The sequence below is a fragment of the Pseudomonas hygromyciniae genome, assembly GCF_016925675.1.
Taxonomy (GTDB): Bacteria; Pseudomonadota; Gammaproteobacteria; order Pseudomonadales; family Pseudomonadaceae; genus Aquipseudomonas; species Aquipseudomonas hygromyciniae.
Window position 1 is genome coordinate 5,080,167 of sequence record NZ_CP070506.1, and the last position, 22,710, is coordinate 5,102,876.

19 protein-coding genes are annotated in these 22,710 nt (G+C 59.4%); 10 read left to right on the top strand and 9 right to left on the bottom strand.

What is annotated here, in order from left to right:
* Window positions 1-67: 67 nt before the first annotated feature.
* The 3 genes from cgtA to rplU form a co-directional block, all read right to left on the bottom strand.
* On the bottom strand, window positions 68-1,291 hold the full coding sequence (gene cgtA, locus JTY93_RS22745) for an Obg family GTPase CgtA (protein WP_154906582.1): 1,224 nt from the start codon (window positions 1,289-1,291) through the stop codon (window positions 68-70).
* A 193-nt stretch (window positions 1,292-1,484) separates the two neighbouring features.
* Window positions 1,485-1,742 (bottom strand): 50S ribosomal protein L27, encoded by a 258-nt coding sequence (gene rpmA, locus JTY93_RS22750; RefSeq protein WP_029292052.1) that lies wholly within the window; start codon window positions 1,740-1,742, stop codon window positions 1,485-1,487.
* A 34-nt stretch (window positions 1,743-1,776) separates the two neighbouring features.
* On the bottom strand, window positions 1,777-2,091 hold the full coding sequence (rplU, locus tag JTY93_RS22755; RefSeq protein WP_003176051.1) for a 50S ribosomal protein L21: 315 nt from the start codon (window positions 2,089-2,091) through the stop codon (window positions 1,777-1,779).
* A gap of 239 nt (window positions 2,092-2,330) precedes the next feature.
* Between rplU and JTY93_RS22760 the strand changes: the two genes are divergently transcribed.
* From JTY93_RS22760 to JTY93_RS22770, 3 genes are all read left to right on the top strand, one after another.
* The gene (locus JTY93_RS22760) at window positions 2,331-3,299 is read left to right on the top strand and encodes a polyprenyl synthetase family protein (protein ID WP_032861875.1); all 969 of its coding nucleotides are present in this window, start codon (window positions 2,331-2,333) and stop codon (window positions 3,297-3,299) included.
* Window positions 3,300-3,414: 115 nt separating this feature from the next.
* Window positions 3,415-3,756, top strand: a complete 342-nt coding sequence (locus JTY93_RS22765) for a zinc ribbon domain-containing protein YjdM (protein WP_169998554.1) — start codon at window positions 3,415-3,417, stop codon at window positions 3,754-3,756.
* Between the two features lie 196 nt (window positions 3,757-3,952).
* Window positions 3,953-4,210: a PA4570 family protein gene (locus JTY93_RS22770; protein WP_038443494.1), complete on the top strand. Its 258-nt coding sequence runs from the start codon at window positions 3,953-3,955 to the stop codon at window positions 4,208-4,210.
* A 136-nt stretch (window positions 4,211-4,346) separates the two neighbouring features.
* Here JTY93_RS22770 and bamJ read toward each other — a convergent pair whose 3' ends face one another.
* On the bottom strand, window positions 4,347-4,964 hold the full coding sequence (bamJ, locus tag JTY93_RS22775; protein ID WP_169998552.1) for a BamJ family beta-barrel-assembly machinery protein: 618 nt from the start codon (window positions 4,962-4,964) through the stop codon (window positions 4,347-4,349).
* 148 nt (window positions 4,965-5,112) lie between these two features.
* A complete protein-coding gene (locus tag JTY93_RS22780; RefSeq protein WP_029292073.1) occupies window positions 5,113-5,601 on the bottom strand; it encodes a TIGR00645 family protein in 489 nt (162 codons plus the stop codon).
* A 164-nt stretch (window positions 5,602-5,765) separates the two neighbouring features.
* Here JTY93_RS22780 and JTY93_RS22785 point away from each other — a divergent pair, with 164 nt between their 5' ends.
* Window positions 5,766-7,586, top strand: a complete 1,821-nt coding sequence (locus JTY93_RS22785; RefSeq protein ID WP_205479463.1) for a hypothetical protein — start codon at window positions 5,766-5,768, stop codon at window positions 7,584-7,586.
* Window positions 7,587-7,593: 7 nt separating this feature from the next.
* Here JTY93_RS22785 and JTY93_RS22790 read toward each other — a convergent pair whose 3' ends face one another.
* A complete protein-coding gene (locus JTY93_RS22790) occupies window positions 7,594-7,914 on the bottom strand; it encodes a PA4575 family protein (RefSeq protein WP_169998548.1) in 321 nt (106 codons plus the stop codon).
* 222 nt (window positions 7,915-8,136) lie between these two features.
* Window positions 8,137-10,575 (bottom strand): Lon protease family protein, encoded by a 2,439-nt coding sequence (locus JTY93_RS22795; RefSeq protein WP_169998546.1) that lies wholly within the window; start codon window positions 10,573-10,575, stop codon window positions 8,137-8,139.
* A 265-nt stretch (window positions 10,576-10,840) separates the two neighbouring features.
* On the opposite strand from JTY93_RS22795, the gene JTY93_RS22800 reads away from it, so the two are divergent.
* The 4 genes from JTY93_RS22800 (at window position 10,841) to JTY93_RS22815 (ending at window position 14,231) form a co-directional block, all read left to right on the top strand.
* Window positions 10,841-11,329, top strand: coding sequence for a DUF3015 domain-containing protein (locus JTY93_RS22800; RefSeq protein WP_029292080.1), 489 nt, complete (start codon window positions 10,841-10,843; stop codon window positions 11,327-11,329).
* 92 nt (window positions 11,330-11,421) lie between these two features.
* Window positions 11,422-13,275: an Lnb N-terminal periplasmic domain-containing protein gene (locus JTY93_RS22805; protein WP_205479465.1), complete on the top strand. Its 1,854-nt coding sequence runs from the start codon at window positions 11,422-11,424 to the stop codon at window positions 13,273-13,275.
* A 164-nt stretch (window positions 13,276-13,439) separates the two neighbouring features.
* Window positions 13,440-13,742 (top strand): chorismate mutase, encoded by a 303-nt coding sequence (locus JTY93_RS22810; RefSeq protein ID WP_205479467.1) that lies wholly within the window; start codon window positions 13,440-13,442, stop codon window positions 13,740-13,742.
* A gap of 132 nt (window positions 13,743-13,874) precedes the next feature.
* The gene (locus JTY93_RS22815) at window positions 13,875-14,231 is read left to right on the top strand and encodes a hypothetical protein (RefSeq protein WP_205479469.1); all 357 of its coding nucleotides are present in this window, start codon (window positions 13,875-13,877) and stop codon (window positions 14,229-14,231) included.
* A gap of 107 nt (window positions 14,232-14,338) precedes the next feature.
* Here the strand turns inward: JTY93_RS22815 and gdhA are convergent, their stop codons facing one another.
* Window positions 14,339-15,676, bottom strand: a complete 1,338-nt coding sequence (gene gdhA, locus JTY93_RS22820; RefSeq protein ID WP_205479471.1) for an NADP-specific glutamate dehydrogenase — start codon at window positions 15,674-15,676, stop codon at window positions 14,339-14,341.
* 348 nt (window positions 15,677-16,024) lie between these two features.
* Window positions 16,025-17,689, bottom strand: a complete 1,665-nt coding sequence (gene ettA, locus JTY93_RS22825; RefSeq protein WP_029292090.1) for an energy-dependent translational throttle protein EttA — start codon at window positions 17,687-17,689, stop codon at window positions 16,025-16,027.
* Between the two features lie 249 nt (window positions 17,690-17,938).
* Between ettA and JTY93_RS22830 the strand changes: the two genes are divergently transcribed.
* Window positions 17,939-18,550, top strand: coding sequence for a LysE family translocator (locus JTY93_RS22830; protein WP_205479473.1), 612 nt, complete (start codon window positions 17,939-17,941; stop codon window positions 18,548-18,550).
* 115 nt (window positions 18,551-18,665) lie between these two features.
* Complete coding sequence (locus JTY93_RS22835) at window positions 18,666-22,517, top strand: bifunctional diguanylate cyclase/phosphodiesterase (protein ID WP_205518913.1); 3,852 nt, start codon at window positions 18,666-18,668, stop codon at window positions 22,515-22,517.
* Window positions 22,518-22,710 lie beyond the last annotated feature (193 nt).

Sequence of the window (22,710 nt, forward strand, 5' to 3'; positions counted from 1 at the left end):
GTGACTACCGATTTCCAGATACTAAAACGCCGCTCGATTGAGCGGCGCTTAAGTTTATCGCAACAGATCAGTCACGCACGTAAATGATTTCTGGACCATCTTCATCATCCACATCTTCCTCGTCCCAATCATCGTCACCGATGTCATGGACCGACTTGACGCCACTGCGACGCAGGGCACGCTGGTCATCCAGCGCCTGCAACTGCGCGCGCGCCTCGTCTTCGATGCGCTGGTCAAGATCCGCCAGCTCGGCCTTGTAGACCGGATCAGCAGCCAGGCGATCAGCACGATCTTCCAGGTAGCGCATGATGTCACGAGTCAAACGCTCAGTGCCTTCTTTGGCAATGGCGGAGATCACGTACACCGGCCCTTCCCACTGCAGGCGATCAACGATTTCCTTGACCCGCTCTTCGTGCTCTTCCTCGAGGATCTGGTCACACTTGTTCAGCACCAGCCAACGGTCACGCTCAGCCAGGGACGGGCTGAACTTGGCCAGTTCGTTGACGATCACCTCTGCAGCGTCCGGGGCGCTGGTTTCATCCAGCGGCGCCATATCGACGAGGTGCAGCAACAGACGGGTACGAGACAAGTGCTTGAGGAAGCGAATCCCCAGGCCCGCACCATCGGAGGCACCTTCGATCAGGCCCGGAATGTCCGCAACCACGAAGCTCTTCCAACGATCGACACTGACCACGCCCAGGTTCGGCACCAGAGTGGTGAACGGATAATCCGCCACTTTAGGCTTGGCCGCAGACACCGAGCGAATGAAGGTACTTTTGCCGGCATTTGGCAGGCCCAGCAGACCGACATCCGCCAACACCTTCATTTCCAGCTTCAGGTCACGCTGCTCGCCCGGCTTGCCTGGCGTAGTCTGGCGTGGCGCACGGTTGGTACTGGACTTGAATCGGGTGTTACCCAGACCGTGCCAGCCGCCCTGCACAACCATCAGCTTCTGGCCGGCCTTGGTCAGGTCGCCAATCACTTCCTGGGTGGCAGAGTCGATGATCGTGGTGCCGACCGGCACGCGCAGCACCAAATCCTCACCTTTTTTGCCGGTGCAGTCAGTGCTACCGCCGTTGGAGCCACGCTCGGCATCGAAGTGCCGGGTGTAACGGTAGTCCACCAGGGTATTGAGGTTTTCGTCGGCCATCATGTAGATGGAACCGCCGTCACCGCCGTCACCGCCGTTCGGGCCACCGTTTTCGATGAACTTTTCGCGACGGAAACTCATGCAACCGTTACCGCCGTCACCTGCTTTTACTCGGATGGAAACTTCATCAACGAACTTCATAACAAAACGCCTCTCGCCGCACGGACGAGCTTAAGAAACCAAGACATAAGACTCTTGCAAAAATGAGCGCAGCGACCTCAATCGACGACCGAAAATCCAGCGCCGGAGCCCATTACAAACAGCTTTGCAAGAGACTCACCCCACAAACGAAAAAGCCCCGTCGCAAGACAGGGCTTTTCCAGCGAGCTCGCAATTAAGCCGAGACAACGCTCACGTAACGGCGGTTGAACGCGCCTTTTACTTCAAACTTGATCACGCCTTCGATTTTCGCGAAGAGGGTGTGATCTTTACCCATGCCTACACCGTAACCGGCGTGGAATTGGGTGCCGCGCTGACGCACGATGATGTTGCCCGGAATGATTTTCTGGCCGCCATACATCTTAACGCCAAGGCGTTTGGCTTCTGAGTCGCGACCGTTACGGGTACTACCACCAGCTTTTTTGTGTGCCATGAGTCAATTCTCCTAGTGAGGAATTAGGCTGAAATTAAGCCTGAATACCGGTGATTTTGATCTCGGTGTACCACTGGCGGTGGCCCATACGCTTCATGTGGTGCTTACGACGACGGAACTTGATGATGCGGACTTTATCGTGACGACCTTGGGAGATCACTTCAGCCACAACGGTAGCGCCAGCAACAACTGGAGCGCCGATGTTCACGTCATCGCCATTGGCGACCAACAGAACGCGATCAAAAGTAACGGATTCGCCAGTAGCGATTTCCAGTTTTTCGATCTTCAGGTATTCACCTGGGGCGACCTTGTATTGCTTGCCACCAGTAACAATTACTGCGTACGACATGGTATTTCTCCGATAATCCTGCTCACCCAGCGCTTTATAAGAAGAGGTATTGGCTGGCATGGCTGCATGGGATGGACGTCCCGAATGCAATTGCGTAAGGCAGGTGCTGCCCAGGAAGTTCAGGGTGCGCGATTGTACGCAAGCTGGGGAAGGCTTGCAAGTAGCCGTCTATCGCGCCTTGACACCCGGGGGCGCGGGTCCTAGCATGCCGCGCAACCCTTCTGGAGCGACTGTCGCTGATGCAACCCCAAGCTTTCTACCGCGCGGTGGCGGACGATTTTAGCGCCGTCGACGGCATCATCAAGAAGCAGCTGACTTCTAAAGTGCCGCTGGTCTCCAAAATTGGCGACTATATTACTTCGGCCGGCGGTAAACGCCTGCGTCCTTTATTAGTGTTGCTGTGTGGCAAGGCCCTGGGCCGCGAAGGCGATGACCTGCGCCTGCTGGCCGCGACTATCGAATTCCTGCATACCGCCACCCTGCTGCACGACGACGTGGTCGACATGTCTGGCATGCGCCGTGGTCGCGAGACCGCCAACGCCATGTGGGGCAACGCGCCCAGCGTGTTGGTGGGCGACTTCCTGTATTCGCGCTCGTTCGAAATGATGGTCGAACTGGGCTCGATGCCCGTGATGAAGATCCTGTCCCAGGCCACGCGCATCATCGCTGAAGGCGAAGTGTTGCAACTGTCCAAGGTGCGTGACGCGAGCACCACCGAAGAAACCTACATGGAAGTGATTCGCGGCAAGACCGCGATGCTCTTCGAAGCCTCGACCCACAGTGCCGCCGCGCTGTGCGAGGCGACCGCCGAACAGGCCGAAGCCCTGCGCACCTTTGGTGACCATCTGGGCGTGGCCTTCCAACTGGTGGACGACCTGCTCGATTATCGCGGCGATGCTGAAACCCTGGGCAAGAACGTCGGTGACGACCTGGCCGAAGGCAAGCCGACCCTGCCGCTGATCTACACCATGCGCGAAGGCACCCCGGAACAGGCGGCACTGGTGCGCAAGGCGATCCAGAAAGGCGGCATCGAGGACCTGGAAAGCATCCGCGCAGCCGTGGAAGCCTCGGGCTCGCTCGACTACACCGCACAACTGGCCCGCGACTACGTAGCCCGCGCCATCAAATGCCTGGAAGCCCTTCCAGCCAGCGAATACCGGGATGCCCTGGTGGAGCTGAGTGAGTTTGCGGTCGCGCGTACTCACTGATTCCCTGTGGGAGCAGGCTTGCCTGCTCCCACATTTAGACCGCATCGCCCCCGCCCCAGCAAAACCCTATATAATGTGCGACTTTTAGCCATCCTGACTCTTTCAAGGAGCTTTAGTGAGCACGTTGCCACCCTGCCCAAAATGCAATTCCGAATACACCTACGAAGACGGCGCCCAACTGATCTGCCCGGAATGCGCCCACGAGTGGTCCGTCGGTGGTGAAGCCGAAGCAGCCAACGATGAAACCGTGAAGAAAGACTCCGTTGGTAACGTTCTGCAAGACGGTGACACCATCACCGTGATCAAAGACCTCAAGGTCAAGGGCACCTCGCTGGTGGTCAAGGTCGGTACCAAGGTCAAGAACATCCGCCTGTGCGATGGCGACCACGATATCGATTGCAAGATCGACGGTATCGGCCCGATGAAGCTCAAGTCCGAGTTCGTCCGCAAGGTCTGACCTGCCTGCCCCCATCCCGCGCCTGTCGCGGGATGGCGTCTCACCCTCCCCGCATCCCCCCTCCAAGTAGCAAAAAGCCACCCACTTTGACCTTGCACAACGCCCACACAGAAAAACCAGAAAATTGCCAATAGGGACTTGCTATTCAACGAATAAGAATTATTCTCATTGAAACCCCTTCAAGGAGAGACGAACCATGACTTATTTGATTGATGCCTGGCTGGACCGTCCGCACCCTTACCTGCGGATCCTTCATAGGGAAACCGGCGAAGTGTGTGCGGTGCTGGAAGAAGAAGCGTTGAATGAGCTGCAGGACCAGGGCGACCTGGACGTCAACGGCCTGAGTTCCAGTGAACCCGGGGTGCTGAAGGAGGTAGTGAGGAATCTGTTTCTATTCTGCTATGCCCGAGCGTTGCGCCCAGTGACGGAGCTCAATGGCAAGTTTCACCCATGAGCAACGACGTAAAACACTGTAGGAGCGAGCTTGCTCGCGAAGGTATCAAAGGCACCGCGTTAGTCCAGAAACTACGCGTTATCGTTGACACCCTTCGCGAGCAAGCTCGCTCCTACAGGTAATTCAGCAGCAGGTCTTACAGAACGTCGAGCAGCTCGACGTCGAATACCAGAACGCTGTGCGGCGGGATGCTGCCAACGCCTTGTGCGCCGTAAGCCAGCTCACTCGGCACGTACAGGCGCCATTTGCTACCGGCATTCATCAGTTGCAGGGCTTCAGTCCAGCCAGCGATCACGCCGCCGACCGGGAATTCTGCCGGCTGGCCACGCTCGTAGGAGCTGTCGAACACAGTGCCGTCGATCAGGGTGCCATGGTAGTGGGTACGCACCTGGTCTTCACGGGTCGGCTTGGCGCCGTCACCGGCGGTCAGCACTTCAAACTGCAGGCCGGAAGCCAGGGTGGTGATACCTTCACGCTTGGCGTTTTCAGCCAGGAATGCCAGGCCAGCGCCTGCGGCTGCTTCAGCCTTGGCCGCTGCTTCGGCTTGCATGATGTCGCGGATCACTTTGAAGCTGGCAGCCATTTGCTCCTGGTCAACACGGCTTGGCTTACCGCCGAACGCGTCGGTCAGGCCGGCCAGGATCGCGTCCAGGCTGACGCCCGGTGGCGGGTTGTCGCGCAGTTGGTCGCCCAACTGACGGCCAATGCCGTAGCTGACGCGGGTTTCGTCGGTGGACAGATTGACTTCGGACATGGAAAGGCTCCGCTGTAGGACAACCGCAAAAAACCTGCAAAAGCGCAGCTTCTTGCGTGTGATCCAAACTAAAAGGGCGAGCAGACTAGCACACTCGCCCTACGCTTGATGAGCCCAAAATCCCGGGCCAAAAGGCGCCGGACCTGGATCAATGCTTGGTGACTTTATCCAAGTAACCCATGGCAAACGCCGAGATCACGAAGGTCATGTGAATGATCACGTACCACATCAGGTGCTGTGGATCGACATTCTTGGCATCCATGAAAATACGCAGCAGGTGGATCGAGGAAATCGCCACGATGGACGCCGCCACTTTCATCTTCAGCGACGAAGAGTCCATGGTGCCCAGCCAGTTGAGTTTTTCCTTGTTGTCGTCGATATCCAATTGCGAGACAAAATTCTCGTAGCCGGAAATCATCACCATCACCAGCAAACCACCCACCAGGGCCATGTCGATCAGCGACAGCAGCACCAGAATCAGTTCCGACTCGGCCATTGCAAAGACATTGGGCAGCAGATGGATCACTTCCTGGAAGAATTTCAGCGCCAACGCCAACAGCCCGAGGGACAAGCCGAAATAGATCGGCGCCAGCAGCCAGCGGGAGGCGTACATTGCATTTTCGATAAAGCGTTCCATGGAATCTCACACAGCTTGGCTAGAAATGGCGGCGAGTATATCAGCCACGCACATCGCGCCATAACCACCCGGAAACTGACCTGTAGCGCTTCTGTAAGACAATTTTTCTGCTAGTGTCGGCCTCATTAAAGTGGCTCGATGCTGCCGGACAGGAATCTCAAATAATGGATGTGCGATCTCCCTTGGCCAGTCTTGGCCTGTGTGTAGCATTGCTGGCGACCAGCGGCTGTTCCCCCAGCGACGAGCACAAGCAAGCCAGCCTTGAAGAAAAAACCGCTCAGTTCGAGCAATCCCTGGACGCCATCCAGGATCCCCGCCTCAAGGAGGCCGTAGGCGAACTGGGTGGCTCGCTGCTGCTACTGGAGCGGGCACGCATCAAACTCGATGCCAAACCCGTCGAGACCGAGTACGGGGAAAACACCCTGGCCGCGCTTGCGCACTACCCGACGCCACAAGCACTGGTGGATACCTACATCAACGGGCTATTCGTCCTGCGCAAGAACTCGCACTCGGACTACCTGACCGATCTGCAACCGGTGTTCCCGTTCAGCTTCAATATGCCGGACCAATTCCCCTTTCCCCATGGCCTGGAATGGCAATCGGTGACCTTAAGCAACAACAAGATCATCCCATTCCAGCCGGAATGGTCGGAAACCGACCCTGGCATTCAACTGAGCCCCAGCAGCTCCAACCTGACCAACCCGGACGATCTGACCGTTACCTACCCCTTCATCGAAGGCATCGAGACGGACAACAAGAGCCAGCCACAACCCGTCACCCTCAAGGGCAAGGTCGAGGTGATTGCGCCGAGTAAAGTCCTTACCTTCGACCTGACACGCCAAGACGTAGGCCGCAAACACACCCAGCAAAACATCACGCTTACCTTGCTGGCCCTGGAAAACAACTACGCCGAGATCGAACTGACCAACACCAGCCCCCTGGCGCCACAAGTGGCCGATGAGTCGCCCAACCCGCTGCTGGTCCAGGCCCGGGACAGCACCGGGCAGTTTCTTGCCCGTTCCGGCTCGATCAACGAAAGTGCCGCCCAGGTGGCGTTCTACGAGAAACAACTGGAGCAGATGCGCAAGCAGAAAACCTGGTCCGAGACCTTTGAAAAGCAACTGGAAGACGAGCGCAAAGCCTTTGAGCAACAACAATCCAGCCACTACGCCAAGGTCTACTTCAGCGGGGCGATCGATAACCTGCAAGTCAGTGTGCTGGATTTCTCCGACGCTACAGTCACCCAAAAGGACCTGGAACTCCCGATACGGCGCTTCGACAAGAACAGCCTGGAAAAAACCGTGCAGGGCTTGCCCATGCCAGTCACGGTGTATGACGATCAGGCTGCGCAGTGGGTTCAAAGCGCCAGCCTCTCCGATGAGCAACTGAAAAACAGCGTGACGATCAGCCAATCGGTGGACGACGCCAGTGCCGCCCACATCGCCTTTGACCATCCCTTCACGTTCAATGACGATCTGATCGGCGCGACCCGCACCAGCAGCGACGCCCCGCTGACGTTCTTTACCGCAAATGATCAAGGCAAGCGCGGCGAGCCCATCGAGTTACCCACCGAGGCCTTTGAAGTCGACCCATGGCGCGGCACCATCACCTACGACCTCAACCTATTCCCGGAAACCCCGGCATTTGCCGTGGGATCGATCCCGCTGTTCCTGGCCACCATCGAAAAGAACACCGTCAATACCGCACAACTGCCCAAAGGGCTGTCAATCAAGGACAACGCGCTAATTGTCGACCAGGCCCTCTTCCCCTCCGACAGTTGGCGGTTCTTTGCCAAGGACGCCAGCGGCAATTACCTGAAGGAAATCCTCGGCGTCAGCCACCGCGCCGCGGAATACGGCACGGCATTGTTTGATGTGCATTATTTTTATGGCCAACCGACCGAGCTTGAAACCTACCAGCGCACTGCGCTGAACACCGTGCAGTATGGCTTTGAGGTCAAGCTAGACAAGCCCGAGACCAAATAGACCGGCCCTACAGGTGAAGAGCCGGCAGCCGACCGCCATTGAGCTGGCGCAGGTGAGCCTGTAGGTGAAGGCACCATATCTGCGGGTCGTCGGCCAGCTCGTAGCCGTGCAGTGTCAGGCTTTGCACAATCGATTCAAGAATGTTTTCCGCGACGAACGGCCCATGGAACGGCCCTTGGGATTTGATGGTCGAGGGCTGCTCGCCGGTCATTCCGGCGGCAAACAGCAACGTCCACAGCCCAGCATCCCCCGCAAGAGGACGAATGGAACATTCAATTCGGGTGACCAGGCCCAGGCACTGGCGGGTGAGGCAAAGGTTGCGCGGCATGGCGGCGACCCTCGGTAGATCCGGTGTTCAGCCTCCAGGTGCAAGGCTGTCTCTATCCCATGACTCCTGTAGATGTCCCTTGAGCTGAGAATAGAAGAAATCCGGTACAAACCAAGGTTGTAGGGACCAACGGCGGTCGGCCCCCAGAACCCAGCCAAAAATATGGCGCATAACACCTCTGTAGGAGCCGGCTTGCCAGCGCCTACAGAGGGTGAGACGGCGTCAGGTTGGCTTGGCCTCCGCCAACGCCTGCTGCGCCAACTCCTTCTCCGCTTCCTTGAGGTCTTCCTCGCTGATCATCTCGGCGATCGCCCGCAGACGCTCAACCACGCGGGCGTTGACGCTGCCCTCGGGGAATTGCCCTTCGGCATCCGGCTCACCGGCAGGCTCGCCCACCAACAGGCTCAGCGCCTCGTCGGCCTGGCGCACGGCATACACATGGAACTGCCCTGCCCGCACGGCCTGCAACACCTTCTCATCGAGCATCAACGTGGCGACGTTGGCCTGGGGAATGATCGCGCCCTGCTCGCCCGTCAAGCCACGAGCCTCGCACAGACGGAAGAAGCCTTCGATCTTCTCGTTGACCCCACCCACCGCCTGCACTTCGCCGAACTGGTTGATCGAGCCGGTGATGGCAAAGCACTGCTTGAGCGGTGTCTTCGACAACGCCGAAATCAACGTGCAGGCCTCGCCCAACGAGGCACTGTCGCCATCGACGTAACCGTAGGATTGCTCCAAGGCAATGCTCGCGGAAATCGCCAGGGGGAATTCCTGGGCATAACGGCTGCCCAGGTAACCGGTGAGGATCATCACACCTTTGGAGTGGATCGGTTGCCCGAGGTTGACCTCGCGCTCGATATCGACGATGCCGCTGCCGCCCGGGTATACCGTGGCGGAAATCCGCGCCGGCACACCGAACGCCGAATCACCGACCTCCAGCACCGTCAGCCCGTTGCACTTGCCCACTGCCGCGCCGGCGGTGTCGATCAGGATCACCCCGGCGAGCATGTCGTCAAGGATCCGCGCCGAGACCCGCCCGGTACGCGTGGCCTTGGCCTTCAGCGCGCGCTCGATATGCCCGGCGTCGGTACGCTCATCACCGGCCAGGTGACGGATGAAATCCGCTTCGCTGACCAGTTGGAACAGGTCGCCGATACGCGCCGACAAACGCCCCTGGTGCTCCGCCAGCCGTGCGCTGTAGGTCGCCAGTCGCGCCACGGCATCGGAGGTCAGCGGCGCCATGCCCTCTTCCGAGGTGCGGGTTTTCAGCAGTTGGGCGAATTGCTCCAGGCTCTCATCGACCATCGGGATATCTTCATCGAAATCCACCAGTACCCTGAACATCTCCTGGAAGTCCGGATCCAGGTCTTGCAGGGTGTAGTACAGCGAACGGGCGCCGATGATGATGACTTTGACCTGCAATGGAATCACTTGCGGGTTGAGGGTCACGGTAGCCAGGCGACCTAGCTCGCCCAGCGGCGATTCCATCTTCAGCTTGCGTGATTGCAGGGCCCGCTTGAGCGCGTCCCAGACAAACGGCTCGCTGAGCATTTTCTCGGCTTCCAGGATCAGGAAGCCGCCGTTGGCGCGGTGCAGCGCCCCCGGGCGCAGTTGCCGATAGGTGGTATAGAGCGCGCCTTGGTCGGTGCTGTATTCGATCCGGCCGAACAGGTTGTCGTAGGTCGGGTGCGGCTCAAACACCACCGGTGCGCCGCCATTGAGCGGATGGCCCACTACCAGGCTCGGGCAGTACTGCTCTTCCAGCAGCTTGCGCGCCTGGGCATCGGTTTTTGCGTCATCCACCAACAACTCGACCACAGTCTTGAGCAGATAGACCTGCATCGCCTGCAGGTAGCCGCACACGCCGGCGTTCTCGGCGTACTTTTCAGACAACGGTGCCAGCAATGGCTGCAAGGCCAGGGTGATGGTTTCTTCGTTGAACTGGCGCATCTGGTTGTTGGACTCGCGCTTCCACTGCGGCAGGCTGGCGAGTTCTTCGTTGAGGCGTTCTTCGAGCTCGGAAATATCCGTGTGGAAGCGCTCACGGTCAGCTTCCGGCAGTTGCGAGAACTCGGCCTCGTCCAGGGCCTTGCCATCGAGCATCGGGGTAAAGGCGATGTTGCTGCTGTCACGGTACAGCGCCACGTCCTTTTCCAGGGCCAGGCGCTCGATCACATCCAGGGCACGGTCGTAGCGCTGGTTGAAGGCACGGTCGATGGCGCTTTTGCGCTGTTGATAAGTCGGGTGTTCGAACACGGCCGGGAAAGTGGCGACCAGGTTGTCGATCAGGCCGCTGATATCAGCGATGAACGGCGCCGCACCGCCTGCAGGCAACTCCAGGGCACGCGGCTCGCGGGGCTCGTCGAAATTATTGACGTAGACCCAGTCTGCCGGGGTCTGCAGGCGCTTGCCTTCGGCCTTGAGATAGCGTTTGACGAACGAAAAGCGCCCGGTACCGGGCTCGCCCATGACAAACACGTTGTAACCGGGGCGTGGCATAGCCACACCGAACTGCAACGCTTCAACCGCGCGTTCCTGGCCAAGCACACCGCGAAAGGGCTCCAAGTCATTGGTGGTCGAGAAGCTGAACTGTTCAGCGGAGAAAGGACGAGTCAGCGCTTCGGGCGCTAGACGCAAGCTGGCAGCAACAGGATCAGGCATCGGGCTTCCTTACATCAGGCGGGGCAATGGCGGCATTCTGGCGCCGTGCGTAGCTGGCTGGCAAGGCACGACTGAGGTAAAGCATAGACACGGGATGCCGCGTGCAAAAAAACCAGTCGGCGTGGATTGTTTTACAAAAAACCACGGAACCCTTGGAACATGCCTAAACTCCAAACTGCGCGGGTTGGACTAATAACTGGCCCCTAGGGCGCCTTGAGGCGCCTGAACCCTTGTCCATTGGTTTGCACACTAAGAGAACAAAGCTATGAAACGGATCCTTCTCGGTACTCTCTTCACCGTTGTCTCCCTCAATGCAATGGCCGAAGCGCCAGGTGGCCCGAACTGCGGTTGGGGCAACATGCTGTTCGAAGGCCAGCGCGGCACGCCAGCCCACTTCCTGGCCTCAACCACCAACGGCACCTCCGGTAACGCCACCTTCGGCATGACCTCGGGCACCAACGGTTGCAGCACCAACAGCGCGCTGACTTACGGCGGCAAATCGTGGATTGCCATGAATGGCATGATGAATGAGCTGTCCGAAGACATGGCCAAAGGCAATGGCGAAGCACTGACCACCTATGCCGTGGTCCTGGGCGTTGCTCCAGAGGATCGTGATCACTTCGCCGCTGTGACTCACGAACACTTCCAGCAGATCTTCAGCAAGGCTGACGTAACCGCAGAAGACGTGCACTCCAACACCATCGCTGTTCTCAAAGGCGACGCCCGTCTGGCGAAATACGCCACCCAGGCTTAAGCTCGACCTGCCCGCGCCCTTATCCGGCGCGGGTTTTGTTTTTTGGACCTGCCCGCTTTGGGTCTTTATTTATTCCGACTTAAGTTGCCCCTATGCTCAAACGCCTTGCCTACCTGGCACTCTTCGCCTGCGCCCCGCTATCTGCGGCGCCGCATCTTGATGATCAACGTTTGCAGCAACTGACCAATGATCCGTTCTGGCTTTCGCTGGGGCACTACGAAGCCGGCAAGCTCAAAGGCTGGCGCAGCTATGTCAGCGACCAGAAATTCTTCATTGCCAAAGACGGCGCCCATCACCCGGACGCCGAGCTCAAGGCCACCATCGATGCGCTGTACGCCCCGGCCAGCCTCGGCGAAGAACACGCCCAATGCGTGTACCCGGCGCGCACCCGCTGGCTCAAGGACCAGTTGCACCTGAGCGACCTGCCGGCCGTGGACTGCGCTGAGTTCAAGCAATGGTTCAAGGACGTCGCGCCCCACAGCGCGGTGATGATCTTCCCGGCGGCCTATCTCAACAGCCCGTCGTCGATGTTCGGCCATACCTTGCTGCGCATCGACCAGGCCGATGTACAAAGCAACAAGACTGCCCTGCTCAGCTACGCGATCAACTTCGGCGCCTACATTGAAGGCTCGGACAACAGCATCCTCTACGCCTGGAAAGGCCTGATGGGCGGTTATCCCGGCCTGTTCGCCCTGGTGCCCTACCAGGAAAAACTCTCGGAATACCGCAGCCTGGAGAACCGTGACCTGTGGGAATACCGCCTGAACCTGACCCAGGTCGAAACCGAGCGCATGGTCGAGCACGTGTGGGAGCTCAAACAGATCCAGTTCGACTACTTCTTCTTCGACGAAAACTGCTCGTACCGCCTGCTGGAACTGCTGCAAGTGGCGCGCCCCGGCCTGCGCCTGACCGAACAGTTCCCGCTGACCGCCATCCCCACCGACACCGTAAAAGCGGTGAAGGACGCGGGCCTAGTGGAAAAAATCGATTACCGCCCGTCCCGCGAGCGCGAGTTGCTCGAACGCGCCAAGCCCCTGGACGGCGACGAGCAGCAATGGGTGCTGAAGATCAGCGATGACCAGAAACAACTGCAAGACCCCACGTTCAAAAGCCTGGGCAAAGACCGCCAGGCCCTGATCATCGACGCCGCCTACCGCCTGGGCCGCTACCGTGCCAACGGCCTGGAGCGCGACAGCGAACGCTCCCAGCGCAGTTTCGAGTTGCTGCGGGCAATCAACCAGAACCCGGCGCCCGACCTGCAGATCGAGCGCCCAGGCCTGCCGGAGAACGGCCATGAATCGCGCACCTGGCAAGCGGGCATCGGCACCCGTGGCGACAAGGCATTTGGCGAATACGGCCTGCGCATGGCGTACCACGACCTCAACGACAACGCCGAAGGCTTCCCACTGGGCGCGCAGATCGAAATCCTGCAGATGAAACTGCGCCAGTACGAAGGCAACAACTGGCAACTGCAGCAACTGGACCTGGCGACCATCCGCTCCCTGACCCCGCGTAATGAACTGCTGCAGCCGTTGTCCTGGCAAGTCACCGGCGGCCTTGAGCGAGTGCCGGGCAAACATGACGACGAAACCCTGGTCAGCCACGTCAATGGCGGTGCCGGCGGCACCTGGCAACTGCACGACGACATGCTCGGCTTCGCCCTCGGCACCGTGCGCGTGGAACATAACAACGACTTCAGCGAATTCATCTCCCCGGCGGCCGGCTTCAACACCGGGGTCTTGTGGAAAAACCCGCTGGGTAACCTCAGCCTGGAGGCCAAGGGCGACTTCTTCACCAATGGCGAAGTGCGCCGTAGTATCAGCCTGAATCAGCAGTGGGAAGTGTCACGTAACCTCGGCGTACGCCTGAGCGCACAGCGCGAGTTCAGCCACATGGCCACACCGGTGAACGAAGTGATGCTGGAAGTGAAGTGGTATCACTACTGACCCAACTCCAAAACCCACTGAATTCCAATGTGTACAAGCGGGCTTGCCAGCGATGGTGGAGTATCAGTCGCCGGATAGATTGACTGAAGCACCGCTTTCGCGAGCAAGCCCGCTCCCACATTTTTAGTCCGTGTTTACCCCATACCTACAGGAGTTCTTACGACATGGCCGTTACCTGCACCACCCTTGAACAAGTCCGGGAAAACATCGACCGCCTTGACCACCAGATCGTCGCCCTACTGGCCGAACGCGGCAGTTTCGTCTCCCAGGCTGCGCGCTTTAAAAAAGACAGCGATGACGTCAAGGCTCCCCAGCGTGTCGAACAAGTCATCAACAAGGTTCGCGAGCTATCGCACACCCTTGGCGCCAACCCCGACGTCACTGAACAGGTGTATCGGGCGATGATCAGCGCATTCATCCAGCAGGAATTGGCCGAACACGCGGCTCTCACCCAACCCACGACATAACCCCTGGTGGCGAGCCCGCTCGCCACAACCAATATGCCGTCCAAACAAATTGCTCACCCGGCTTTCACATCTCCCCGACGAATCCTCTCCTAGACTTCCCTTATCCGCCGCTCAACGGCCTGGGAGTATGAGATGTGGCGTTTTGCTGTGATGCTGGGCGTGGTGATGGCACTTTCAGGGTGCCAATCCACCCACGATGAGTTGCTGGCCAAGGGTTATCCACCGGCCTTCGCTGATGGTTTTGACGATGGCTGCAGCAGCGGGCGGCAGGCGGCCGGGGTGATCACCGGAGCGTTTCGCAAGAACGTCCCACGCTATTTGAAAGACCGCGCGTACGCCGAAGGCTGGGAGGACGGCTTTCGCCAGTGCAAGGCCATGCGCGAGAGCGAGGACCAGAATGACTACCGGGAGCGCCACTGGAACGAGCGCGAGCGCGCCTGGCAGCAAGAGAAGGACCGTGACGCGGCACGGGCCTATCGCAGCCAATAAAACCCCTGTAGGCGCTGGCTTGCCAGCGATGGCGACCGAAAGGTCCGTTCACCAACGCCTGCCATCATCGCCAGCAGTCGGCTCCTACCGTGAATCAGCGTTACGGCTTAGACGATGCCCTGCGCCAGCATCGCATCGGCCACTTTCACAAAGCCTGCGATGTTCGCGCCCTTCACGTAGTTGACCCGGCCATTTTCCTCACCGTAATGCACACAGGCGTGGTGGATCGACTGCATGATGTTGTGCAGCTTGCTGTCCACTTCACCGGCGGTCCACAGCAGGCGCATGGCGTTTTGGGACATTTCCAAACCACTCACCGCCACGCCGCCAGCATTGGAGGCTTTGCCCGGCGCGAACAGAATGCCCGCATCGACGAAGATATCCACAGCCTCAAGTGTGGTCGGCATATTGGCGCCTTCGGCCACGCAGATGCAGCCGTTGCGCAACAGGCTGTGGGCGGCTTCGGCGTCCAGTTCGTTCTGGGTTGCGCATGGCAGGGCAATATCGCACGCCAATTCCCACGGGGTCTTGCCGGCGCGGAACTCCAGGCCAAAGCGCGTGGCCAGTTCGCTGATGCGCCCGCGCTGTACGTTTTTCAACTCCAGCAACGCCGACCATTGCTCCTCGGTCAAACCGCTTTCGCAGTACAGAGTGCCTTCGGAGTCGGACAGGGAGATCACCTTGCCGCCCAGGTCCATGACTTTGCGCGCCGCGTACTGCGCGACGTTGCCGGAGCCAGAAACCGCCACGCGCTTGCCTTCGACCCGCTGGCCCTGGCGCTTGAGCATTTCTTCAGCGAAGTACACACAGCCAAAACCGGTGGCTTCCGGACGGATCAGGCTGCCGCCGTAGCTCATGCCCTTGCCGGTAAACACCGAGGTGAATTGGTTGCTCAGACGCTTGTACTGGCCAAACAGGAAACCTATTTCCCGAGCGCCCACGCCAATGTCGCCAGCGGGTACGTCCACATCCGCACCGATATGGCGATACAGCTCGCTCATGAACGACTGGCAAAAACGCATGACCTCGGCGTCGCTCTTGCCCTTGGGATCAAAGTCCGAGCCACCCTTGCCGCCGCCCATGGGCAGCGAGGTCAGGGAGTTCTTGAACGTCTGCTCGAAGGCGAGGAATTTCAGCACCCCCAGGTTGACCGACGGATGGAAGCGCAAGCCGCCTTTATAGGGGCCAATGGCACTGTTCATCTGGATGCGGAAGCCGCGATTGACCTGGACCTTGCCCTGGTCATCCACCCACGAAACCCGGAAGGTAATGGCCCGTTCCGGCTCGCAGATACGCTCGAGAATGCCGGAGGTCAGATAGTGGGGATTGGCTTCAAGAAAGGGCCACAGGCTGCGTAGGACCTCTTCCACGGCTTGGTGGAATTCCGGCTGGTCCGGGTCGCGTTTCTTGAGGCGGGCAAGGAAGGATTCGACGGATTCGATCATGAAAAGTCTCGGCAGATTTATTGTCATTAATGGCGATTTGCCCAGGACTTTATCAATTCATGTCGCACCGCGACAGGGCAAAATGTCGCTTTTGTGAATTTAAATGGTGCAATAGATATAAATAACGCTGCTTTTCTGCCCCCTTACAGGGATTCAAACTTGGGATATGCACCAATAGTGAAACCGCTATCGCAGGCAAGCCAGCTCCCACATTTGACCGTGTCGTAGCAGAGGGACTCGATCTAGTGTGGGAGCTGGCTTGCCTGCGATGACGTCACCTCGGTCCACCTCAATTGCGCCAAAAAAAAAACGGAGCCCGAAGGCTCCGCTGTTTTCAAACCAGCCGATTCAGGCCAGTTTCTTGTGCCGTACACGATGCGGCTGGGCAGCTGCTTCGCCCAGGCGCTTCTTGCGGTCGGCTTCGTACTCGGTGTAGTTGCCTTCGAAGAACACCGCTTGCGAGTCATCTTCGTACGCCAGGATGTGTGTCGCCACGCGGTCAAGGAACCACCGATCGTGAGAGATCACAATCGCGGCGCCCGGGAAGTCCAGCAAGGCTTCTTCCAGGGAACGCAGGGTTTCAACGTCGAGGTCGTTGGACGGTTCGTCGAGCAGCAGGACGTTGCCGCCCTCTTTCAGGGTCAGGGCCAAGTGCAAGCGACCACGCTCACCACCGGACAGGTCCTTGACGAACTTCTGCTGGTCGCCACCCTTGAAGTTGAAGCGGCCGACATAGGTGCGCGACGGGATTTCATAGTTGCCGATGCGGATCTGGTCGGAACCGTCGGAAATCTGCTGGAACACTGTCTTGCTGCCGTCTAGGTCTTCGCGGCTCTGGTCGACACAGGCCAGTTGCACGGTTTCGCCGACTTCGATGGTGCCCGAATCCGGTTGCTCCTTGCCCATCAGCATGCGGAACAGCGTGGATTTACCCGCACCGTTACCACCGATCACGCCAACAATGGCGCCTTTAGGCATGGAGAACGACAGGTTGTCGATCAGCACGCGGTCGCCATAGCCTTTGCAGACGTTCTTGAACTCGATGACCTTGTCACCCAGGCGCGGACCGGCCGGGATGTAGATTTCGTTGGTCTCGCTGCGCTTCTGGAATTCCTGGGACTGCATTTCCTCGAAGCGTTGCAGACGGGCCTTGGATTTCGACTGACGGGCCTTGGCGCCTTTGCGCACCCACTCCAGCTCGTCTTTCATGGCCTTTTCATGGGCCGACTGCTGCTTGGATTCAGCGGCCAGACGGTCGGACTTGGCTTCCAGCCAGCCGGAGTAGTTGCCCTCGTAAGGGATACCCGCGCCGCGGTCGAGTTCCAGGATCCAGCCGGCGACGTTGTCCAGGAAGTACCGGTCGTGCGTGATCGCAACCACGGTGCCCGGGAAGTCATGGAGGAAGTGTTCCAGCCAGGCGACAGAATCGGCGTCCAGGTGGTTGGTCGGTTCATCGAGCAGCAGCATGTCGGGGGCCGACAGCAGCAGGCGGCACAGGGCCACGCGGCGCTTTTCACCACCGGACAGGTGCTCGACCTTGGCGTCCCACGCCGGCAGGCGCAGCGCATCGGCGGCGACCTCCAGCTGGCGCTCCAGGTTGTGACCATCGCCGGCCTGCAGGATGGCTTCGAGCTTGGCCTGTTCGGCGGCCAGTTTGTCGAAGTCGGCATCCGGTTCAGCGTAGGCCGCGTAGACCTCGTCCAGGCGGGCCTGGGCGTCCTTGATGACGCTGACGGCTTCCTCGACCACTTCACGCACAGTCTTGGACGGATCCAGGATCGGCTCTTGCGGCAGGTAGCCGATGTTCAGTTCAGGCATCGGGCGCGCTTCGCCTTCGAACTCGGTGTCGACGCCGGCCATGATTTTCAGCAGCGTGGACTTACCCGAACCGTTGAGGCCGAGCACGCCGATCTTGGCGCCAGGGAAGAAGGACAGCGAAATGTTTTTCAGGATTTCCCGCTTCGGTGGAACAACTTTGCCCAACCGATGCATGGTGAAAACGTATTGAGCCAAAATGTGGACCTCGTAAAAAGATGAGAACAGGGCCTGCGTAGCGGCATGGCGCTGTACGTAGCACATCGAATGATCAAGGTTAACCTAAGTCAGCGGCGGCGGGCAGATTGACAGGCGCTTTTGAGCCGCGCTTTTTCCTGATGCGGGCCAGATGGCACACAATACCCCGCCTCCTCAAATGAAGAAGACACATGTCACATGCATTCTGGACCACGCCTTACCCTATGACTGTCCCGGGAAACAGCTTCAATGCTTAACCTCATGTCTGCACTGGGGTTGCTGCTATTAATGCCGGGGCCGACAAATACCCTGTTATTACGCTCTGGCGTGCTCTCGGGTTTCAGGCGGGCCTGGCCCCTGAGCCTGTTGGAATGCCTGGCTTACCTGCTGCAGATCTCTTTTTGGGGATACGCCCTCAGCCATATTGGCGCCAATGCGCCCTGGTGCCTGAAGGTGATGCAGTTCTTATCTATTTGTTACCTGGTCAAGACCTCGTACGGCTTGTGGCGCGAGCCTGCCACCCATCTGCTCCCACTGCCCGGGGCACGGGTATCGAACTGGCATTTCTTTTTACTAACGCTGATCAACCCGAAAGGTTTGCTGGTGGTTTCGTTCGTCGTGCCGGTGCAGACTTTTGCCGATATGGCCCTGTACGGGCAGTTCGTCATGCAATTCACGGTGGTAGTGATCCCCGTTGGCTGCGCCTGGGTGCTGTTTGGTGCGCGTATCAAGCGCAGCGGACATGCCTGGTTGACCACGCAGAACATAAACCGCACGGCCTCTGTGGTTATTGGTTGCTTTGCGCTGGCAATTCTATTCAAACTGGCGGATGACTTGATCCGTACCGGCCCGGCCTTATAGTCCCGCCAGGTGGGGCTGGCACTTTGCCACAACTCAAGGCATGCTAGCCGCCCTCCGGGCGTCCGGCTTATAGTGCACGTCGCGCGCCAGTACAGCCAAACCGCAGGATCACAGCTTGACCAACGTAACAAAGCCAAGCCCCTTGCGCGCAGACCATATTGCGCCAGGCGCGCCCCTGCACGGAACCCTCAAGGGCGCGTTGGCGACGCTGGTCCTGTTGCTGCTCGCGCTATTGTTCTGGCAACTGCTGGACCAATTGCAGCAAAACCAGAAGAACCAGCAGCAATACACCATCAACTACAGCGCCGACCTGGCCGAACAGATCAGCCTGAACATGGCCCTGAGCGCGCAAATCGCCCTCAACCTGCTGCCGATTGTCGAGCCGCCGCGCAACGAAGAACAGCACCAGGCCCTGATGCGCAGCTTGCAACGCTCGCTGCCGGAACTACGCAGCGTCGCCCTGCTCGCCCCCAGTGGCGCGATCATCAATGACACCGCCGCCGACAGCCAAGACAGTGCCTGGCTCGAAGAGCTGGTCAAGCGCAGCCATGCCCAGTCCTATTACCTGAGCAATAACAGCGACGGCTCCGTCATCTACCTGCTGCTGCACCAACCCAGTGGCGGCGCAAAAATGTACTGGGCATTGCGCCTGGCCCCCAATTACCTGGCCAACCTGACGCGCCAGGACGGCCAGGGGCCGCGCCCGATGTGGGCAATTGAAAACCAGTTGAACCACCGGGTTGTCAGTCGCGACAACGGTATGCCCAGCCAATGGTCGGCCGGGCTGACCCCGGAAGAACTGAATAAAACCGTACTGGTCACCCCCTTGAGCAAAAGCGACTGGCAACTGCGCGGCCTGTTCGACCGCGCCGCCGTGCTGGAGCAACTGCTGCCGGCGTTTATCGGCAAGTGCCTGCTGGGCCTGGCCTTTTCGCTGATCCCGGTGCTGGTGCTGCTGAACATGCGTCGCCGCCAGCGCCAGGTCAACGAAGGCCGGCGCCGCTATCAGGATATCTTCGACGGCACCGGCGTGGCCTTGTGCGTGCTCGACCTGTCGGGCCTGCGGGGGTTCTTTGACAAGGCCCAGTTGCACACCCGCGAGCAGTTGCAGGACTGGCTGCAAACCAGCCCCGAGCAACGCCAGCAACTGCTCAAGGAACTGCGCATCACCGAAGTCAACCAAGTGGCGGTGCGCCTGCTGAATGTGGCGTCCTGCGAACAGGCCTGGGACCGCTTGATCGACGGTTGCGCACTGAACACCAGCGCTATTGGCTACCAAGTGCTGGAAGCCGTGCTGACCCAGCAAAAACAGCTGGAGCTGGAGATTCAACTCAGCGACATCGAAGGCAACGACCAATACCTGTGGCTGGTGATGCGCCTGCCGGAAGCACAGCACGACTATAAAGCGGTGATCCTCAGCATCAGCGATATCACCAGCCGCAAACTGATCGAACTGTCGCTGGTGGAGCGCGAAAGCTTCTGGTCGGATGTGGTGCGCACCGTGCCGGATCACCTGTATGTACAGGATGTGATCAGCCAACGGATGATCTTCAGCAACCACCACCTGGGCCATACCCTGGGCTACAACAGACACGAACTGCAGCAGATGGGCGAGTACTTCTGGGAGATCCTGCTGCACCCTGAAGACGCCGAGTACTACCACGAACTGCGCCAGCAACAGCGCGCAGCCGGTTACCTGGCCCAGTTGCAGTGCCAGCTGCGCTTTCGGCATCGCAACAACCAGTGGCGGCGCTTCGAGATCCGCGAACAGGCCCTGGCCCGGGACAAGAGCGACCAAGTCACGCGGATCATCGGCGTGGCCAAGGACATCACCGATCAGATCGAAGCCAGCGAGTCCCTGCGCGACAGCGAGCAGCGCTACCGGATGTTGGCCGAAAGTATCAGCGACGTGATTTTCTCCACCGACAGCAAGCTGGCCCTCAACTACGTCAGCCCGTCGGTGAATGCAGTACTGGGCTATGAAGTCGACTGGATCTTCAAGAACGGCTGGCAATCGACCATCGCCAACCCACAACAACTGACCGGCATCTACACCCTGGTAGAACGGGTCAGCCGCGCCCTCGACCAGCCCGAAGCCCTGGCCCTGCTGCGCGACGACGTGCAGACCCAACTGTTCCTGTTCGATTGCCTGCGGGCCGATGGGCGCAAGGTGCCGATCGAACTGCGCCTGGTGCTGGTGTGGGACGAGCACGGCGCGTTCGAAGGCATCCTCGGCGTGGGCCGTGACATCAGCCAGCAACGCCGCGCCGAGAAAGACTTGCGCATGGCCGCCACGGTATTCGAACACTCCACTTCGGCGATCCTGATCACCGACCCGGCCGGCTATATCGTGCAGGCCAACGAAGCGTTCAGCCGGGTCAGCGGTTATGCCGTGGCCGATGTGCTGGACCAGTTGCCGAACATGCTCACCGTCGATGAACAGCAGGAAGCCCACCTGCGCTATGTGCTCAAGCAACTGCACCAACACAGCACCTGGGAAGGCGAAGTGTGGCTCAAGCGCCGCAGTGGCGAGCATTACCCGGCGTGGGTCGGCATTACTGCGGTGCTGGATGACGAAGGCGACCTGGCCAGCTATGTGTGCTTCTTCAGCGATATCAGCGAGCGCAAGGCCAGTGAGCAACGCATCCACCGCCTGGCCTACTACGACGCCCTGACCCACTTGCCCAACCGCACGCTGTTCCAGGACCGCCTGCACACCGCGCTGCAGTCGGCCGAACGGCAGAAGTCGTGGGTGGTGCTGATGTTCCTCGACCTCGACCGTTTCAAACCGATCAACGACTCCCTGGGCCATGCCGCGGGCGATCGCATGCTCAAGGAAATGGCCACTCGTCTGCTCGGCTGTGTGGCCGAGGACGACACCGTGGCGCGCATGGGCGGTGATGAGTTCACCTTGCTCCTGCAACCACGGGTCAGCCGCGAAATGGCGCTGAACCGGGCGATCCACGTGGCAGAGCAGATCCTCGCCAGCCTGGTGAAACCGTTCGTGCTCGAAGGCCGCAAGTTTTTTGTCACCGCCAGTATCGGTATCGCCCTGAGCCCTCAGGACGGCAACGAACTGAGCCAACTGATGAAAAACGCCGACACCGCGATGTACCACGCCAAGGAACGCGGCAAGAACAACTTCCAGTTCTACCAGGCCGATATGAACGCCAGCGCCCTGGAGCGCCTGGAACTGGAGAGCGACCTGCGCCATGCCTTGGAACAGAACGAGTTCGTGCTGTATTACCAGCCGCAGTTCAGTGGCGATGGCAAACGTTTGACCGGCGCCGAAGCGCTGCTGCGCTGGCGTCACCCACGCCGCGGGCTGGTGCCGCCGGGGGATTTCATCCCGGTACTGGAAGAATTGGGCCTGGTGGTGGATGTGGGCGACTGGGTGATCGACGAAGCCTGCCGCCAACTCAAGACCTGGCACCAGAACAAGGTACGGGTACCCAAGGTCTCAGTGAACATTTCGGCGCGGCAGTTCTCCGATGGACAGTTGGGTACGCGGATCGCCACCATCCTCAAGGAAACCGGCCTGCCGCCGGCGTGCCTGGAGCTGGAACTGACCGAAAGTATCCTGATGCGCGAGGTCAACGAGGCCCTGCAGATCCTTGCCAGCCTGAAAAACCTCGGCCTGAGCATCGCGGTGGACGACTTCGGCACCGGCTATTCATCGCTCAATTACCTCAAGCAATTCCCGATTGATGTGCTGAAGATCGACCGCACCTTCGTGGACGGCCTGCCGTCCGGCGAACAGGACGCGCAAATCGCCCGGGCAATCATTGCCATGGCCCACAGCCTGAACCTGGCGGTGATCGCCGAAGGCGTGGAAACCCATGAGCAACTGGACTTCCTGCGCGAGCATGGCTGTGACGAGGTGCAGGGCTATCTGTTTGGGCGGCCGATGCCGGCCAATCGGTTTGAGGCACAGTTCTGTAATGATGCGCTGTTCATGTTTGACTGAAGTTTTGCGGTGAGGCTGATGGCCTCTTCGCGAGCAAGCCCGCTCCCACATTTGAATGTGTTCGCAAATCAAATGTGGGAGCGGGCTTGCTCGCGAAGAGGCCCTCGAATACGCCATCCATCTCTGGATGAGCGCCACTTGTCCGCGACATGATGTCCTTTCATATGCCATCTAAAACCCATTGGGTTAGAAT

Coding starts and splice junctions, on each gene's coding strand:
- cgtA (WP_154906582.1), bottom strand. CDS start 1,291: ATGAAGTTCGTTGATGAAGTTTCCATCCGAGTAAAAGCAGGTGACGGC.
- rpmA (WP_029292052.1), bottom strand. CDS start 1,742: ATGGCACACAAAAAAGCTGGTGGTAGTACCCGTAACGGTCGCGACTCA.
- rplU (WP_003176051.1), bottom strand. CDS start 2,091: ATGTCGTACGCAGTAATTGTTACTGGTGGCAAGCAATACAAGGTCGCC.
- JTY93_RS22760 (WP_032861875.1), top strand. CDS start 2,331: ATGCAACCCCAAGCTTTCTACCGCGCGGTGGCGGACGATTTTAGCGCC.
- JTY93_RS22770 (WP_038443494.1), top strand. CDS start 3,953: ATGACTTATTTGATTGATGCCTGGCTGGACCGTCCGCACCCTTACCTG.
- bamJ (WP_169998552.1), bottom strand. CDS start 4,964: ATGTCCGAAGTCAATCTGTCCACCGACGAAACCCGCGTCAGCTACGGC.
- JTY93_RS22780 (WP_029292073.1), bottom strand. CDS start 5,601: ATGGAACGCTTTATCGAAAATGCAATGTACGCCTCCCGCTGGCTGCTG.
- JTY93_RS22785 (WP_205479463.1), top strand. CDS start 5,766: ATGGATGTGCGATCTCCCTTGGCCAGTCTTGGCCTGTGTGTAGCATTG.
- JTY93_RS22790 (WP_169998548.1), bottom strand. CDS start 7,914: ATGCCGCGCAACCTTTGCCTCACCCGCCAGTGCCTGGGCCTGGTCACC.
- JTY93_RS22795 (WP_169998546.1), bottom strand. CDS start 10,575: ATGCCTGATCCTGTTGCTGCCAGCTTGCGTCTAGCGCCCGAAGCGCTG.
- JTY93_RS22800 (WP_029292080.1), top strand. CDS start 10,841: ATGAAACGGATCCTTCTCGGTACTCTCTTCACCGTTGTCTCCCTCAAT.
- JTY93_RS22805 (WP_205479465.1), top strand. CDS start 11,422: ATGCTCAAACGCCTTGCCTACCTGGCACTCTTCGCCTGCGCCCCGCTA.
- JTY93_RS22810 (WP_205479467.1), top strand. CDS start 13,440: ATGGCCGTTACCTGCACCACCCTTGAACAAGTCCGGGAAAACATCGAC.
- JTY93_RS22815 (WP_205479469.1), top strand. CDS start 13,875: ATGTGGCGTTTTGCTGTGATGCTGGGCGTGGTGATGGCACTTTCAGGG.
- gdhA (WP_205479471.1), bottom strand. CDS start 15,676: ATGATCGAATCCGTCGAATCCTTCCTTGCCCGCCTCAAGAAACGCGAC.
- JTY93_RS22830 (WP_205479473.1), top strand. CDS start 17,939: ATGCTTAACCTCATGTCTGCACTGGGGTTGCTGCTATTAATGCCGGGG.